Source organism: Hungatella sp. SB206 (genome assembly GCF_051132295.1).
Classification (GTDB): Bacteria; Bacillota; Clostridia; order Lachnospirales; family Lachnospiraceae; genus Hungatella; species Hungatella effluvii.
The window spans coordinates 3,944,402-3,958,528 of sequence record NZ_CP096603.1; the positions used below are offsets into that span (position 1 = coordinate 3,944,402).

General features: G+C 50.4%; 19 protein-coding genes. All 19 read right to left on the minus strand.

Annotated features, from left to right (window positions below; genetic code table 11):
* Positions 1-6: 6 nt before the first annotated feature.
* The 19 genes from lepB to M1L66_RS17370 all read right to left on the minus strand — a co-directional run bounded on the left by lepB (position 7) and on the right by M1L66_RS17370 (position 13,973).
* On the minus strand, positions 7-558 hold the full coding sequence (gene lepB / locus M1L66_RS17280) for a signal peptidase I (RefSeq protein WP_187021964.1): 552 nt from the start codon (positions 556-558) through the stop codon (positions 7-9).
* A 65-nt stretch (positions 559-623) separates the two neighbouring features.
* Positions 624-971, minus strand: a complete 348-nt coding sequence (gene rplS, locus M1L66_RS17285; RefSeq protein ID WP_002603967.1) for a 50S ribosomal protein L19 — start codon at positions 969-971, stop codon at positions 624-626.
* Between the two features lie 101 nt (positions 972-1,072).
* Positions 1,073-1,867 (minus strand): tRNA (guanosine(37)-N1)-methyltransferase TrmD, encoded by a 795-nt coding sequence (gene trmD, locus M1L66_RS17290; protein WP_187021963.1) that lies wholly within the window; start codon positions 1,865-1,867, stop codon positions 1,073-1,075.
* 10 nt (positions 1,868-1,877) lie between these two features.
* Positions 1,878-2,390, minus strand: a complete 513-nt coding sequence (rimM, locus tag M1L66_RS17295) for a ribosome maturation factor RimM (protein WP_434694276.1) — start codon at positions 2,388-2,390, stop codon at positions 1,878-1,880.
* A gap of 87 nt (positions 2,391-2,477) precedes the next feature.
* Positions 2,478-2,705, minus strand: a complete 228-nt coding sequence (locus tag M1L66_RS17300; protein ID WP_002603964.1) for a KH domain-containing protein — start codon at positions 2,703-2,705, stop codon at positions 2,478-2,480.
* Between the two features lie 51 nt (positions 2,706-2,756).
* The gene (gene rpsP, locus M1L66_RS17305; protein WP_002603963.1) at positions 2,757-2,999 is read right to left on the minus strand and encodes a 30S ribosomal protein S16; all 243 of its coding nucleotides are present in this window, start codon (positions 2,997-2,999) and stop codon (positions 2,757-2,759) included.
* A gap of 90 nt (positions 3,000-3,089) precedes the next feature.
* The gene (ffh, locus tag M1L66_RS17310) at positions 3,090-4,439 is read right to left on the minus strand and encodes a signal recognition particle protein (RefSeq protein WP_002603962.1); all 1,350 of its coding nucleotides are present in this window, start codon (positions 4,437-4,439) and stop codon (positions 3,090-3,092) included.
* A 25-nt stretch (positions 4,440-4,464) separates the two neighbouring features.
* Positions 4,465-4,815, minus strand: a complete 351-nt coding sequence (gene ylxM / locus M1L66_RS17315) for a YlxM family DNA-binding protein (protein WP_002603961.1) — start codon at positions 4,813-4,815, stop codon at positions 4,465-4,467.
* A gap of 68 nt (positions 4,816-4,883) precedes the next feature.
* Entirely contained in the window at positions 4,884-5,405 is a 522-nt protein-coding gene (locus M1L66_RS17320) for an O-acetyl-ADP-ribose deacetylase (protein ID WP_434687314.1), read from the minus strand.
* Positions 5,406-5,417: 12 nt separating this feature from the next.
* A complete protein-coding gene (locus tag M1L66_RS17325) occupies positions 5,418-6,044 on the minus strand; it encodes a hypothetical protein (RefSeq protein WP_434687316.1) in 627 nt (208 codons plus the stop codon).
* A gap of 24 nt (positions 6,045-6,068) precedes the next feature.
* Complete coding sequence (locus M1L66_RS17330; protein ID WP_434687318.1) at positions 6,069-6,632, minus strand: cyclase family protein; 564 nt, start codon at positions 6,630-6,632, stop codon at positions 6,069-6,071.
* Entirely contained in the window at positions 6,622-7,353 is a 732-nt protein-coding gene (locus tag M1L66_RS17335; protein WP_434687320.1) for an alpha/beta fold hydrolase, read from the minus strand. Before M1L66_RS17335 ends, M1L66_RS17330 begins: the two co-directional genes overlap by 11 nt.
* A 213-nt stretch (positions 7,354-7,566) precedes the next feature.
* Positions 7,567-7,935: a VOC family protein gene (locus tag M1L66_RS17340; protein WP_110323187.1), complete on the minus strand. Its 369-nt coding sequence runs from the start codon at positions 7,933-7,935 to the stop codon at positions 7,567-7,569.
* A 213-nt stretch (positions 7,936-8,148) separates the two neighbouring features.
* Positions 8,149-8,826: a response regulator transcription factor gene (locus tag M1L66_RS17345; protein ID WP_002603954.1), complete on the minus strand. Its 678-nt coding sequence runs from the start codon at positions 8,824-8,826 to the stop codon at positions 8,149-8,151.
* On the minus strand, positions 8,786-10,384 hold the full coding sequence (locus M1L66_RS17350) for a sensor histidine kinase (protein ID WP_187021958.1): 1,599 nt from the start codon (positions 10,382-10,384) through the stop codon (positions 8,786-8,788). Before M1L66_RS17350 ends, M1L66_RS17345 begins: the two co-directional genes overlap by 41 nt.
* A 14-nt stretch (positions 10,385-10,398) precedes the next feature.
* Complete coding sequence (locus M1L66_RS17355) at positions 10,399-11,550, minus strand: ABC transporter substrate-binding protein (protein WP_187021957.1); 1,152 nt, start codon at positions 11,548-11,550, stop codon at positions 10,399-10,401.
* 50 nt (positions 11,551-11,600) lie between these two features.
* Entirely contained in the window at positions 11,601-12,395 is a 795-nt protein-coding gene (locus M1L66_RS17360; RefSeq protein WP_002603951.1) for an ABC transporter ATP-binding protein, read from the minus strand.
* Entirely contained in the window at positions 12,368-13,138 is a 771-nt protein-coding gene (locus tag M1L66_RS17365) for an ABC transporter permease (protein WP_025529298.1), read from the minus strand. The genes M1L66_RS17360 and M1L66_RS17365 overlap by 28 nt, the downstream gene beginning before the upstream one ends.
* Before the next feature lie 13 nt (positions 13,139-13,151).
* Positions 13,152-13,973, minus strand: coding sequence for a glucosamine-6-phosphate isomerase (locus M1L66_RS17370; RefSeq protein WP_117633311.1), 822 nt, complete (start codon positions 13,971-13,973; stop codon positions 13,152-13,154).
* Positions 13,974-14,127 lie beyond the last annotated feature (154 nt).

The following is a 14,127-nucleotide window of genomic DNA, read 5'->3' on the forward strand; positions in this document are numbered from 1 at the left end:
CTACCTCTATTTCGAACGAATCAGCTCCAGATTCGCCAATGGTGCAATCCGGATCCAGACTCTTCCCTGAATCTGCTTTCCGCTCACGTTGCCCACATTGGAAAAACGGCTGTCTTCGCTGCTGTCTCTGTTATCGCCTAAAAGGAAATACTCGTCTTCCCCCAGCTTTACCGGGTTCTCCGCGATACCTGCCAGTGAAATGCTGCCAGCTCCTTCCGGCTGTTCCATTAACTCATCATTGATATAAATCTGACCGCCCTTAATCTGCACGGTCTCACCGGGCAGACCGATCACGCGCTTTACGTTCATCTTCTGGTCTTCCCGTTCAAACACCACTACGTCAAAACGGTCCGGCTTCCCGAAATCGTAAGACAGACGGTCCATCAGTACTACATCCTCCGACTGCAGAAGCGGAGTCATGGAATGTCCTGCAATCGGAATCTGGGTCCCATATGCATAAACAATAAACCATGCAAACGCGATCACAACGGTAATGTCTACAATCCAGTTAACCACATGGCGGATCCGGTTGTTCTCTTCACTGTTATAAAACTCCACTCTTTATGCACATCCCATCTATTAAGAAAGGGACAATTTTCATTGTCCCCCTGGCTGTCTCAGAATTATTTCACTAACTCTTTAACCTTAGCAGCTTTACCTACTCTGTCTCTTAAGTAATTCAGTTTCGCTCTTCTTACTTTACCTCTTCTGATCACTTCAATGTTATCTACAGAAGGAGAATGTAATGGCCATGTCTTCTCAACGCCGATGCCGTTGGAGTTCTTTCTTACTGTGAAAGTCTCTCTTGCGCCGCCGTTCTGTCTCTTAATAACAGTTCCCTCGAAAATCTGGATTCTCTCGCGGGTTCCCTCTTTGATCTTGTTGTATACCTTAACGGTATCGCCAACGTGGAACTCCGGTACTGTCTGCTTTAACTGTGCTGCTTCAATATTCTTGATAATGTCGTTCATCGTGTGAACCTCCTAAATTTTATTTGATGTTCTTAATACTTCATACTGATGTAATCCGTAACAGAGGACCATCTCCTTGCGTCACAACGTCTAATATTTTATCATAAAGAATTGTCGATTGCAAGTCCCTTTTTGCAATTTTCTTCCTGAATATCCTGATTTTCCGGCTTCTTCGCCAGACTCTCCAGATATTCCTGTTCCTTTTTCGACAGCACCGCATCCTTTAACAGATCAGGCCGTCTCTCATACGTCCGTTTGATGGACTGTTCTCTCCGCCAGGTGTCGATATTCTTATGGTGTCCGGAAAGCAGAACCTCCGGTACCCGCAGGCCTTTATACTCTTCCGGCCTGGTATACTGCGGATATTCCAGAAGATTGTCGTGAAAGGACTCGAACTCCGCCGAGACATCGTTATTCAGCACGCCGGGAACGAGGCGGGAAATGCAGTCGATCATAACCATGGCCGGCAGCTCTCCGCCGGTCAGAACGTAGTCACCGATGGACAGGTAATCCGTGGCCACCAGTTCCAGGGCGCGCTCATCCACGCCCTCGTAATGGCCGCACAGAAATACCAGTTCCTCCTCGGCCGCCAGCTCTTCTGCGATCTTCTGGCTGAAGACAGTGCCCTGCGGAGTCAGATAAATCACCCGGGGCTTCTTTCCGATTCTGTCACACAGGTCGTCGTAGGCATCACAGATGGGCATCGGCTGCATCACCATGCCCGCGCCGCCGCCGTACGGATAGTCGTCCACATGCCGGTGCTTGTCCGTCGAGTATTCCCTGATATCTATGGCTTCAATTGAAATCAGGCCATTCTCCACGGCTCTGCCGATGATGCTGGTGTGAAGGCCGTCTAACACCATGTCGGGAAATAAAGTCAGTATATGGAAGTTCATATTTTCCTCCTTATAAGTCCAGAAGTCCGTCCATAATATGGACCGTAATCACTCCCGCCTCTAAATCCACATTCCGGATGCACTCTCGGATGGCGGGCAAAAGGATTTCCTTCCCTTCCGCCGTCTTCACCTCGTACACATCGTTAGCGCCGGTCTTGATGACATCCGTCAGGGTGCCGAACGGTTCCCCGTCCTCAGTCACCACCTTTAAACCGATCAGGTCAACAATAAAATTCTCATCCGGCCCCAGCTTCACCGCCTGGTCTCTCGTGACAAGAATGTCTTTTCCCTTGTACTTCTCTATGTCTTCAATTGTGTCATATCCCTTAAACTTCAGTATAACCATATTTTTAAAGAATTTAACACCCTCAATTTCCAGTTTCAGCTGTTCTTTTCCCGTATCCAGAATCACTTGCTTCAGCTTTTTAAAACGCGCCGCGTCATCTGTCGTTGGGAAAACCTTGACCTCCCCTTTGACACCGTGTGTAGAGGAAATAACGCCAACTCTCAGTAACTGTTCCATCATTTTTCTCCCTTGCAAATAACACTTTGCCATAATATAGAAAAGACCGTCTTCCTGACAGGCCGGCGGTCTTCGTTTACGTATTGGCTACTGAATTTCTACAATAACCTTCTTGTCTTCTTTGGAAGCTGCTGCTTTTACTACAGAACGGATAGCCTTAGCGATCCTGCCCTGCTTGCCGATGACTTTACCCATATCGGAAGGCGCTACCGTAAGTTCAAGGACGATTTCGTCGTCTTTCACAGACTCGGTAACAGCAACCTCGTCTGGATTATCAACCAGTGCTTTCGCAATTACTTCTACTAATTCTTTCATATGCTTCACCACTTTCCCCCAAACGGTTATAAGGGGGACTTTCCTATTAAACTACTGGATGCCGGCGATTTTCAAAAGCTTGCTTACCTTCTCAGTTGGCTGAGCACCTGTTGCTAACCACTTCTTAGCGGACTCTTCGTTGAACTTGATTACGCTCGGATCTGTGTTCGGATCGTAATAACCAACCTCTTCAATGAACTTGCCATCTCTTGGGGATCTGGAATCTGCAACTACAATTCTATAGAAAGGAGCCTTCTTCTGTCCCATTCTCTTTAATCTCATCTTTACTGCCATGTGATTCACCTCCTTGAATATTTGTGTTTTCGCATACTGCGTATCTATAGTCAATGCAGTAAAACTGCCTTGCTAACTTCTTTACTCCGGTTAAAACGGCATCTTGAACTTGCCGAATAATCCGCCCTTCTTCTTGCCGCCGCCCATCATGCCGGGAAGCTGCTTCATCATCTTCTTCATCTGGTCGAACTGCTTGACGATCCGGTTGACTTCACTGATATCAACACCGGCGCCTCTGGCAACCCTCTGTTTTCTGGAAGCGTTCTTCATGAGGTCCGGATTCGTCCGTTCCTTATCCGTCATAGACAGGATAATGGCTTCCACGCGGTCCATGGCTTTTTCGTCCACTTCCACGTCCTTCATCTGCCCCATACCAGGCATCATGTTCATAATGCTCGACATGCCGCCCATCTTTTTGATCTGGTTCATCTGGTCCAGGAAATCGTTGTAATCAAATTCGGCCTTCCGCAGCTTCTGAGACAACTCTTTCGCCTTCTCCTCATCCACCTGGCTCTCCGCCTTCTCGATCAGAGAAAGGATATCGCCCATTCCGAGGATTCTCGAAGCCATACGGTCCGGATAAAACTGTTCCAAATCGGACAGCTTTTCTCCCATACCGATGTACAGAATCGGCTTTCCGGTTACAGACCGGATCGAAAGTGCCGCGCCGCCTCTGGTATCGCCATCCAGCTTGGTTAAGATAACTCCGTCAATACCGATCTTGTCATTGAACATACCGGCCACATTGACCGCGTCCTGACCTGTCATGGCATCAACTACAAGAATCGTCTGATGAACCTCCACGGCTTCCTTAATCTCCACCAGCTCGTTCATCATGTCTTCATCGATATGAAGACGTCCGGCCGTATCCAGAATTACTACATTCTGATCGTTTTTTGACGCATGTTCCACCGCCGCCTTCGCGATGTCCGCAGGCTTGTGGTTTTCTCCCATGGAGAACACCGGAACGCCCTGCTTCTCACCATTGATCTGCAGCTGCTTAATGGCAGCCGGCCGGTAGACGTCACACGCCGCCAGAAGAGGTTTTCTTCCCTTGGCCTTTAATTTTCCGGCAATCTTGGCTGTGGTTGTGGTTTTACCCGCACCCTGGAGACCTGCCATCATGATGATCGTGATCTCATTCGCCGGTTTTAAGTGAATCTCAGTGGTCTCGGAACCCATCAGCTTGACAAGCTCCTCGTTCACTATCTTTATTACCATCTGTCCCGGAGTTAAGCTGTTCATGACATCCTGTCCAACCGCCCGCTCCTGTACAGCGCTGATAAACTGTTTTACTACCCGGAAGCTTACGTCGGCCTCTAACAGAGCCATCTTCACTTCCTTTAAGGCTGCCTTTACGTCCGCTTCTGTCAAGCGTCCCTTGCCCCTTAAATTTTTAAATACATTCTGTAATTTATCGGATAAGCTCTCAAAAGCCATCTAATGTCCTCCTGATCTACCCTTTCTAATGAGCCTCCAGGTCGATGATTTCGCCCGATATCTCTTCAATGCGCCGGAGCAGATTCCTATCGCCCGTTCTGGAAAATTCTCCTGCCAGACTCTGGATCTCTCTGGCCAGACGTTTCGTATTCCCGAATTTTTCCATCAAATGAAGTTTCTCTTCATAATCTTCCAGAATCCTGTCACACCGCTTCACCAGGTCATGGACTCCCTGACGGCTGATGCCCTGTTCCTCCGCGATCTCGCTTAAGGATAAGTCATACAGCACCACGTCCTCGTAAACCTGTCTCTGGTGTTCTGTCAGAAGCGCGCCGTAAAAATCATACAGCAGGCCCTGTCTTGCAATCTTTTCCATATCATCACCTGTGCTATCATACACTACTTTTTTATGGGTGTCAAGTATTTTTTCTTTACACCTTTTTTTTATTCTGCCAGGGCCGCATCATAGGCCCTCTTCGTCTTTTCATCAAACAACACCCATAAAATCAGATCGAAGGCGTCCGGATACTCTTCAATCCGGCGTCTCACTTCCCCCACCGCCGTCACCGCCGCCAAATCCACAGGGAAACGGTAAATTCCGGTGGAGATGGACGGAAATGCAATCCTTCTGATTCCGTTCTGTTTCGCCACTTCCAGGGAGGTTCTGTAGCAGGACGCCAGAAGCTCGGCTTCCCCTTTCGATCCCCCGGTCCAGACCGGTCCCACCGTGTGAATAATATGACCGCAGGAAAGGCGGTATCCACGCGTAAGCTTCGCCTGCCCCGTCTTACAGCCGCCCAGCAGCCGGCACTCGAACAAAAGATCCTTTCCGGCCGCCCGATGGATCGCTCCATCCACGCCTCCGCCTCCCAGTAGAGACGAATTGGCTGCATTGACAATCGCATCCAGGCCTTCCACCTTCGTAATATCCCCCAGCATGGTTGTGACTTCCGTATTCGCCGTCATGTGCGCCTCCTTCTATTCCTTCACCGGCAGCGTCACAAGCCGCCAGGAATACACGGTATTTCCATGGGCGCTTAAGGGTCTGGCCTCCTTTTCGCTGTAGAGCGGATCCATGCATAAGTAGCCATCGTCACCGCTTCCCAGCAGCAGCACCCAGTGCCAGTATCCGTCCCCCAGATTCTTAACCCTGACAAGCGGATACTGCTGTTGATCCAGAGCCGCCTCAATCGCCTGTTCATCTACCGTTTTATAAACCGTTACCGTGGCTTCCGGATATACGGAAGAGATATTTCCCCAGATTACGTCCCCGGATGCGTTGTAAACGTCCTGTTCCGTAAAGAGCCGGTTCAGCTCTCCCGGTGTCACGGACTCGCCATACAGATCAAAAAGTGTGGCCAGACAGGTAACGAGACAGCCGGAGCTGCCCATGGTAAAGCGGGATTCTCCCAGCGGGTCGGCCGCCCACTCCTCATCCTTTTGCAGATAATAGACTGCCTCCGGCAGCGGATGTGCCTTTGTGCTCTGAATCGTTGTGCCTTCCCCGCCTCCGCCTCTGTGCCTCCATACCAGAAGTGCTGCCGCAGCCAGGATGAGAATGGCCGCGCCGGTCAGTATCCATATTATTTTCTTTCGTCTGTCCATTCTATTCTCCTGAGCATGAAATACTCATCGCTCTCCTGCCACGCGGCACGGAAGCCCCGTCATGCCCTTAAAACGCACAGGGAACGTATAAATGGTGGCCTCCGCGGCCATTTCTCCCTCCAGGAGCCTGGATAAACCGCATAAATTCTCCACCACAAAGGTATTCCGGTCCGCGCAGTACTGATCCTTCGGCGTATGTTCCGCACCGCGCCGGATTCCTGCGCAGTCGATGCCGATGATGGATACGCCCCTGTCCAGCAGCTGGTCGATCAGTTCATCCGAAAGCTGCGGATGCTCCTTAAAGTAAACCGGGGTTCCATATCCGGTCCGCTCCAGAAATCCTGTGAAAAATGCCACAAACATTCCCGCCTCCACCCGGTCCAGGAAGATATCTCCGGACTCGATATCACGGCCGGAGACCTGGCTGACATCGAAGACCAGTCCTTTTCGCTTCACGTATTCCAGCGGAAACTCCCGGTCCATCACATCAAAATGAGTCCCAAGATGACCCGTCAGCGCCTTCTTCTCATTGCCCTGGGCATCCGCCGCAGCCTTTGGCGTGACTTCCACCGTCAAATCAATCAGCATGTGCAGTTCCTCCCTGTCCATTTTTTCCCGTCAGATCTGCCGGGAATTTCTCTGCCGGGAACTTCTCTGCAAGAAACTTTTTTATAAGATGGTACAGTTTTCTGCTGTGCACCACATAGCTGCCGTGGTTTTCCCCCGGAAGAATGACGAGCCGGCTGTCCGGTATCTTCGAAGCCAGATAGCGGGTATGCTCTTCCTTGATCATATCGTTCTCTCCGGCCAGAATAAGCACCGGCTCTTCAATCCGTTTTAACTCTTCCTCTGTGATCTGCGGCTCCACCAACATCATCCGTATCTTCGGATCCCTGTCGAAATGACTGATCAGGCGGAACAGCTGAAACCATTTTTCCTTTATTCCCTGTGGATAGGCATTGCCGCCGCAGAGAATCAGCTTCGACAGCAGGCCGGGATTCTGCTCAGCCATCAGCATTCCGATGATCGCACCGTCGCTGAAGCCGCAGAACACCGGTTTTCGGATGTCCAGCTTCCGAATGAACGAAGCCACATCGTCCGCCATGTTCTGATAGCCCAGCGTCTCCACCGCCGAGCTCTTTCCGTGCCCCCTCGAATCCAGGGCATAAACGGTATAATCGCAGCTTAGCAGCGCGGCTGTCTCATCAAAAATGGAGTGATCTTCCCCATTCCCGTGAACGAGGATCACGGCCGGACCATGGCCCGAAACGCGGTAATATAATTTGACGCCATTGACATGTAGTTCCATCTGATCCCCTCCTCTTTCTATATGATAGCATGTCTGAAAAAATGCTCCAGTACTGCACTGCGTGAATAACGGTGAAATCAATGCCTGATATCTGCGTCAGGTGTGCGTCTGCAAAGCGACGGCGTAGTGGGCGCTACGACTAGCTTTGCAGGCGTGCACCTGGTGTAGATAGCGGGTGTTGATTTCGCTGGTATTTGCGCAATGCAGTGCTGTTTATCCCCTGGCCGGAACGATCTCAATCCAGTATCCATCCGGATCGCTGATAAAATAGATTCCCATTCCCGGATTTTCAAAGCAGATAACGCCCATTGCTTTGTGTTTCTCATAGAGCGCGTCGAACTCATCCGTGGCGAACGCCAGGTGGAACTCACATTCTCCTAAATCGTACGGTTCCTTCCTGTCCGTCAAATACGTCAGTTCCAGTGTGAAATCACTTTTGCCGTCTCCTAAGTAAACCAGTTTAAAGGAACCGTCGGAGGCCTCCTTCTCACGAACCGGCATGAGGCCCAATGCCTCTTTATAGAATGCAAGACTCTTTTCCAGATCGAGAACGTTGAAGTTAAAATGGTTAAATGCTGTCATATTCTTTTCTCCTTATCCTATTGATTCTGTCTTTCCTGTGCAAGTTTTTCCAATCCCGCAGTTCTTCTGGCGAAAAAGCCTCTGCGGGATAAAATCAGTATATCACACGAAGCTATTATTCTCTATATATTTGCGCCCATTATTTCAGATTTCAGATTGGACTGCACAACAAAAGCCGTCCCCGGAAGGCTTTTACCCCTGTCCGTCTGACGGCTATAGAAACAAATGCTCCAATTTCAGTTCATGTATCAGGTTCACAATTTCCTTTGTTCTTGTACAGTTGAATTTTCTCAGCAGGCTCTTGATCTGAGTCTTTACCGTAACCAGTTCAACAACCCGAAGTTCGGCAATCTGCCCCACTTTGTAATTCTGCAGCAGCAGGCGCACCAGTTCCCGTTCGACAGGAGTCAGCTGTCCTACATTGGTAATGAAAAACAACAGGCTCTGCTCGCTTCGCCTCAGCCTGGAATACTCGCTCATCAGCATTTTCTGAATTTTGGCCTCCATCACCGGCTTACCGGAAAAGGCGCTGCGTATGTGGAAAAGCAGTTCTTCATCCGGGCATCCCTTGACGATATAATCCACAGCTCCAGCCCCCATCGCCGTGTAGATCATCTGGTTCGTGTCATGGGCCGTCAAAAATATAATCTGTGCCTCCGGCTTTTCATTCCGTATCTGTTCGGCCGCCTCAATTCCGGAAGTCAGATACTCCATCTCTATATCCATCAGAATCAGATCAAATTCCATCTTCCGCGCCAGCTTTACAATCTCTTCTTTTCCGCCGGCACTGCCTGCTGCCTCCATGTCCTCCTGAGAATCGAGGAATTCACAGAGGTCTTCACGAAGGAGGTCAAAATCCTCTGCAACCAGAATTCTTATTTTCCTTTCCACGGCTTCCACCTCTCTTTCCTGTATCTTCCGTTCCGTAGCTTGGCAGCATGATAAAAAAACTGGTACCCGTCTCCGGATGGCTTTCGATCCTCAGGGTGCCGTAGTGGCTCTTTACAGTATTCCGTACATAATAGAGGCCCATCCCCCAGTTATAGCTCGTATTTTTGCTGGTATAAAACGGTTCATAGATCTTCAGCCGGTCGGTTCTGGAAATCCCCTTTCCGTTATCGTGAACCTCCAGCACGGTATAAAGGCGCTGTCTCCGGATAGTCAGCCGCAGATTTGCCACAGACTCTCGTCCGGCTTCCGCGATCGCCTCCTGCCCGTTGCAGAGCAGATTATAGACCGCCTCGGCCAGGTGCTCCTTATCTGCCAGTATCAGCCCCTCATCGCAGAGCGCTACTGCGGCAGCCCTGTCCGGATATTTCTGATGAAAACGGCCCATGGCCGCCTCCGCAATCTCACGCACGGAGACAGGTGTCAGCAGAATGGAGTTTGTGCGGATAGCGCGGTACAAATCTTCCATCCGTGTCACCATCGACTCATTGAGCTGATTCAGCTGGGCCGCAATACCTCTGATTTTTTCCAGATCCGGAGAATCCTCCTTTAGCGCCTGCCCCAGTTTCTTATTCAGAATCCGGTTTGCCAGCAGCTGGTTCTTCATGCTGTGCACAAACACAGAGGCCCCAAGGCTCGTCTGATCAAATCTGCTCTGCAGCGATACGGTTTCCCGGTTCTCCGCAGAACGGATACGGGGAGAGCTTTCCTTATCCTGATGATAGGTAATCTGTGTATAGCGCAAAAGATTGACGGAACCCAATATAACAAAAAATACAGAGCAGAGAATCAGAGCCGCCCAGGAAATGGAGTACATGATTCCCGCCGTATAGCTTCCCCGCCAGATCCACAAAAACTCCAGGCTGTAATACTGGTAAATCTGCGCGGGATCCTGTAATCCATAGATAATATACAGGAATGCCATACTGATATACGACAGCAGGATATACCGGAAGTTCTTCTTAAAATACGGAATGGTAATACTGCGGTACTCATGAAGCAGCAGACAGAGCGCCAGCAGAAGGCAGGCCATAATCCACACCATTGCCATCACTCCCATGAAGCGCTGCAGCTTCCACCGCCCCCTCACTCCCATCCGAAAGACTGCCGGATAATAATAGACCAGCCAGATCACCACAAAGTAAGCCAGAATCCGTAATTTTCTGATGTGTCTGCGCACCAGGGTGCTCATGGAGTAGTTCAGGGCAATCAGGAGCAGGACGCAGGGAAAGCAGCACCTTCCCACTGCTGCTGCATAGCCCTGCACGTCAAGGGTAATGGGAAGGTACTGCAAATACTGCTGAATATTCGGAAGCAGAAACAAAAGAATCTGCTGGTTCCGCGAGAAGCCGCCGATCTTGGCCGTATAGATCACGATTCCCGCGAGCATGGCGATAAAGCTTCCGCACAGCGCCAGAATAAGAAGAGATATCTTATCCCGGCGCAGCCCTACGACAATCAGTGCTACCGCGCCAATTAAGGCCATCATAATGATTAGCATCGTTTATTCTCCGTTTACTTATGCAGGGATTCGTACGCTTCTTTGGCAAACTGAGGGCAGAACCATTCCTCTACCGGCACGGTTTTCTCCACTTTGCCGTCCTGTACATATAAATTCTGAAGCGCATCATACCATTTTGCCGCCGTTTTGTCGGTCATAACCTGGTAACAGTAATCCGCATCGAACAGATCGATGTTGTTCATCTCCGCCACAACACCATCGAGCGGCGCATCGATAAACTCAGCTACGTTTTCCGCCGTTTCCTCCGGGTGTTCCTTGCGGTAGTCCATCGCCTTCAGCATGGCTCTTGAAAAACGTACCATGACATCCGGATGCGCGTCCATATATTTAGGCGTTACCACCCAGTGGCCCGGGAATGCAAACTGGTCTCTGAAATCGCCGATCGTGGTCAGTCTTACAACATTCTCTTCCCCCATGGTTTTTCGAACTTCACTGGTCTGCGGCGGCCAGAGTGTACAGGCGTCCACCTTTTTCGCCACAATTGCAGCCACCATGCCCGCTGCGTCCATATTGACGATTCTGACATCATCCCGGCTTAAGCCTGCTTTCTCCAAAGCCAGCTTTAAGACCGTTTCCCCCGATGTCCCCGGCGCTGTGGCAATGGTTTTTCCCTTTAAATCCTCCAACGATGTGATGCCGGATTCCTTATACGTTAAAAGTTCATCTCCATTTCCCAAAAACTCCGTCAAAAAGACATTTACCTGACGCTGTACGGCCAAAAACGTGGCGCCGTGGCCAATATAACCGATATCCACATCTCCGGCCACCATGGCAGCAATCTCCTGCGGACCAGCCGTAAATTTAACCGGCTCCACTATGAGTCCTTCTTCCTCAAAAAAGCCGTTCTTCTCCGCGGTGATATAAAGGTTGTTTCCCCCAAAATTCGGATGGTACGCGACTCTCAGCTTTACCGTCTCCGGTTTTGCGGCTTCCGTCGTTTCCGCAGCTTTTGCTGTTTCCTGGCCTTTTGCCGCCTCTGCAGCGGCTGCTTCTGTCGTCGGATTCGCTTCTGGCTGCTGCTTTGCCTCTGTCGTTGTTTCCGGCGCCTTCGTCTCCGCATTCTGCTGCGGTCCGCCATTTCCGGAGCAGCCCGCCAGTAATCCGCAGAGCATCACGGTCAGCAGACCAATTGGTAATTTTTTCATATTCTTTCCTCCTTCTCCATCTTAGCTTTCTCGTGAATTGTTGTAAACCCTTATTTCCGTACTTCCAAAAATTCCCTGTACACCTGTCCCCAGACATGAACCTTTAAATCCAGGAATTCCTTCGTCATCTTCGTTTCCTGCGTTCTTGGATAGGGAATATTTACCGGCACAATTTCCTTAACCCGTCCGGGACGGGCGCTCATGATAACCACCCGCTGGGCCAGTATAATCGCCTCCTCCACATCGTGTGTGATAAAAAAGCAGGTCTTCTTCTCCTTCTCCCACGTCTCCAGCAGTTCCGTCTGGAGCTGTGTTCTGGTCTGGGCGTCAAGCGCTCCAAACGGCTCGTCCATTAAAAGGATCTCCGGATTCACCGCGTAGGCCCTGGCAATCGCCACCCGCTGCTTCATCCCCCCTGACAGTTCCTTGGGATAGCTGTCTCCAAACTCCTCCAGGCCTACCAGCCGGATATATTTATCAGCAATCGCAGACAGTTCCGGCTCCTTCACACCTCTTAACTTCAATCCGAATTTGACATTCTTTTTTACGGTCAGCCACGGGAACAGCGCGTACTGCTGGAAGATAACGCCCCGCTCGCTTCCCGGATTTACCACCTCTTTTCCCTTCACACAGACCCGGCCTGACGTCGGTCTTTCCAGGCCCGCGATGATATTCAAAAGCGTCGATTTTCCACAGCCGGATGGGCCTACCACGCAGACGAACTCATTTTCTCTGATCTCCATGTCCACGCCGTTTAGGGCCACTACCTCGCCGCTCCTGCCCTGATAGATTTTCTCCACATGATCAATCTTTACAATCACGTCGCCTGATGAGTTTCCTGCCATCCTGTCAGCCACCTTTCCAGAATATGTACGATCTTGTTAAGCACCAGACCGATGATTCCAATCACCATGATTCCCATGATAACAACGTCCATCCGGAAATACATGCTGGCTTCCTGAATCATTGTCCCCAGCCCCTTGCTGGCTCCCGTCAGTTCCGAAGCGATCAGTGTGGTAAGCCCGGCAGAAAGACCGAGGCGTATAGCGGTCAGCACAAACGGAAACGACGCCGGTACCACGACATGGAAGAAGATATCCCTGTCGTTAGCCCCCAGAACTCTGGCCGCCTTTACCAGTGTGGAATCGACATTTTTAACTCCCTGGTAAATCGTAATTACCATGACGAGAAATGTAGCAATGAAAATCACCATAATTTTGGAGGACTCGTCCACACCAAGCGCTACGATAACCAGCGGAATATAGGCAATCGGCGGAATCGTCCGGATGAACTGCACCACAGGCTCCAGCAGATACTGCACAGTCTTATACCAGCCCATCAGGAATGCAATGGGAACAGCGGCGGCCAGTCCCAGTAAAAAACCGGTGATGACCCGGAACAGGCTGTAACCGATATGAACCCAGATTGCCCCGCTTTTCGCCATGGTGATAAATGCCATCAGCGTCTTTTTCGGAGAGGCGAACACGGCTCCCGCCTCCGACACGGAGATCAGCTGCCAAACCATCAGGCACATAATCAGGGAAATGAGAGACCAGACCCTCTTGTTTTTTATTTTAATCCATTTCATGGCCGCTCCTCCTTTAATAGCACGGAGCTATGGCATTGGGAGAGCAGACGATGGCGGCGTTCGGGTGATTCTGCAGCAGGGAAGCCGGAAAACCGGATGACACGGTGCCGCATCCAGCCCGTCTGATTGCCCCGGAATGCCAGTCCCTGAAGCAGTAAACGCTGACCTTATCTGCACACAGCATCTCTCTCATACCGACCGTGATTCCATAAAACGGAATGTCCTCCATCGCTCCGTTCACACCGGTGGAAGCCTTGATCGTCCTGGTGGTTTCCGATATTCTCACAACTCTGGTAGGCAGTTTTGCAAATTCCTCCGTGCTTACATCCGCAGGCTCATTGAAGCCCAGATGACCGTTGATGCCGAATCCCGCAAAACAGATATCCACTCCCCCCAGAGCTTCAATCAAATCAGGTATTCTCTCCAGCCAACCGGGATCCGGGTATATCCTCTGTTCTTCCGGCATCACCAGGCCCTTGTCGATTTTCGAATACAGGACCTGATTCATCTTCCGCCTCAGCGAATGGATGTTGTCCAGTCCCACCAGTCCGCCGTCGCTGTCCAGCCAGTCATCCATGGTAATCAGCCATACCTTCTTTAAGCTAATTCTCCTGGTGTTGACCAGATCCACAAAAACGGGATACTGCCCGGTCGGTCCGAACGGAATGATAAACACCGTCCGTTTTCCCTGACGGTTGTTGTCCTCAATCTTCTCCGCCATCTCCAGCGCCATGCGGCTGAATACGGATGTCTGGTCCTCCAGACAGGTGATCGGTATTCTGGAAATCCTTCTCACTTCTTCTGCCGGAATACGATACTCTTCCCATTGCTTCATAAGCTTTCCCCCTCTCTTTTCATATCTTAAGCATACCACCTGCCTTCTCTTCCTCACAGTATGATTTTTTTTCATACTTTTATGGTAATCCTGTGAAAACCCAACGAATTATATGTACAAAAAGAAAAAGGAAACAGCAAGAGCGTTTTTCTCT

Excerpts from the sequence above, each read along its gene's own strand:
- rplS (WP_002603967.1), bottom strand. The coding sequence starts at position 971 with ATGAACGACATTATCAAGAATATTGAAGCAGCACAGTTAAAGCAGACA.
- trmD (WP_187021963.1), bottom strand. The coding sequence starts at position 1,867 with ATGAACTTCCATATACTGACTTTATTTCCCGACATGGTGTTAGACGGC.
- rimM (WP_434694276.1), bottom strand. The coding sequence starts at position 2,390 with ATGGAACAGTTACTGAGAGTTGGCGTTATTTCCTCTACACACGGTGTC.
- M1L66_RS17300 (WP_002603964.1), bottom strand. The coding sequence starts at position 2,705 with ATGAAAGAATTAGTAGAAGTAATTGCGAAAGCACTGGTTGATAATCCA.
- rpsP (WP_002603963.1), bottom strand. The coding sequence starts at position 2,999 with ATGGCAGTAAAGATGAGATTAAAGAGAATGGGACAGAAGAAGGCTCCT.
- ffh (WP_002603962.1), bottom strand. The coding sequence starts at position 4,439 with ATGGCTTTTGAGAGCTTATCCGATAAATTACAGAATGTATTTAAAAAT.
- ylxM (WP_002603961.1), bottom strand. The coding sequence starts at position 4,815 with ATGGAAAAGATTGCAAGACAGGGCCTGCTGTATGATTTTTACGGCGCG.
- M1L66_RS17320 (WP_434687314.1), bottom strand. The coding sequence starts at position 5,405 with ATGACGGCGAATACGGAAGTCACAACCATGCTGGGGGATATTACGAAG.
- M1L66_RS17325 (WP_434687316.1), bottom strand. The coding sequence starts at position 6,044 with ATGGACAGACGAAAGAAAATAATATGGATACTGACCGGCGCGGCCATT.
- M1L66_RS17330 (WP_434687318.1), bottom strand. The coding sequence starts at position 6,632 with ATGCTGATTGATTTGACGGTGGAAGTCACGCCAAAGGCTGCGGCGGAT.
- M1L66_RS17335 (WP_434687320.1), bottom strand. The coding sequence starts at position 7,353 with ATGGAACTACATGTCAATGGCGTCAAATTATATTACCGCGTTTCGGGC.
- M1L66_RS17340 (WP_110323187.1), bottom strand. The coding sequence starts at position 7,935 with ATGACAGCATTTAACCATTTTAACTTCAACGTTCTCGATCTGGAAAAG.
- M1L66_RS17350 (WP_187021958.1), bottom strand. The coding sequence starts at position 10,384 with ATGCTAATCATTATGATGGCCTTAATTGGCGCGGTAGCACTGATTGTC.
- M1L66_RS17355 (WP_187021957.1), bottom strand. The coding sequence starts at position 11,550 with ATGAAAAAATTACCAATTGGTCTGCTGACCGTGATGCTCTGCGGATTA.
- M1L66_RS17360 (WP_002603951.1), bottom strand. The coding sequence starts at position 12,395 with ATGGCAGGAAACTCATCAGGCGACGTGATTGTAAAGATTGATCATGTG.
- M1L66_RS17365 (WP_025529298.1), bottom strand. The coding sequence starts at position 13,138 with ATGAAATGGATTAAAATAAAAAACAAGAGGGTCTGGTCTCTCATTTCC.
- M1L66_RS17370 (WP_117633311.1), bottom strand. The coding sequence starts at position 13,973 with ATGAAGCAATGGGAAGAGTATCGTATTCCGGCAGAAGAAGTGAGAAGG.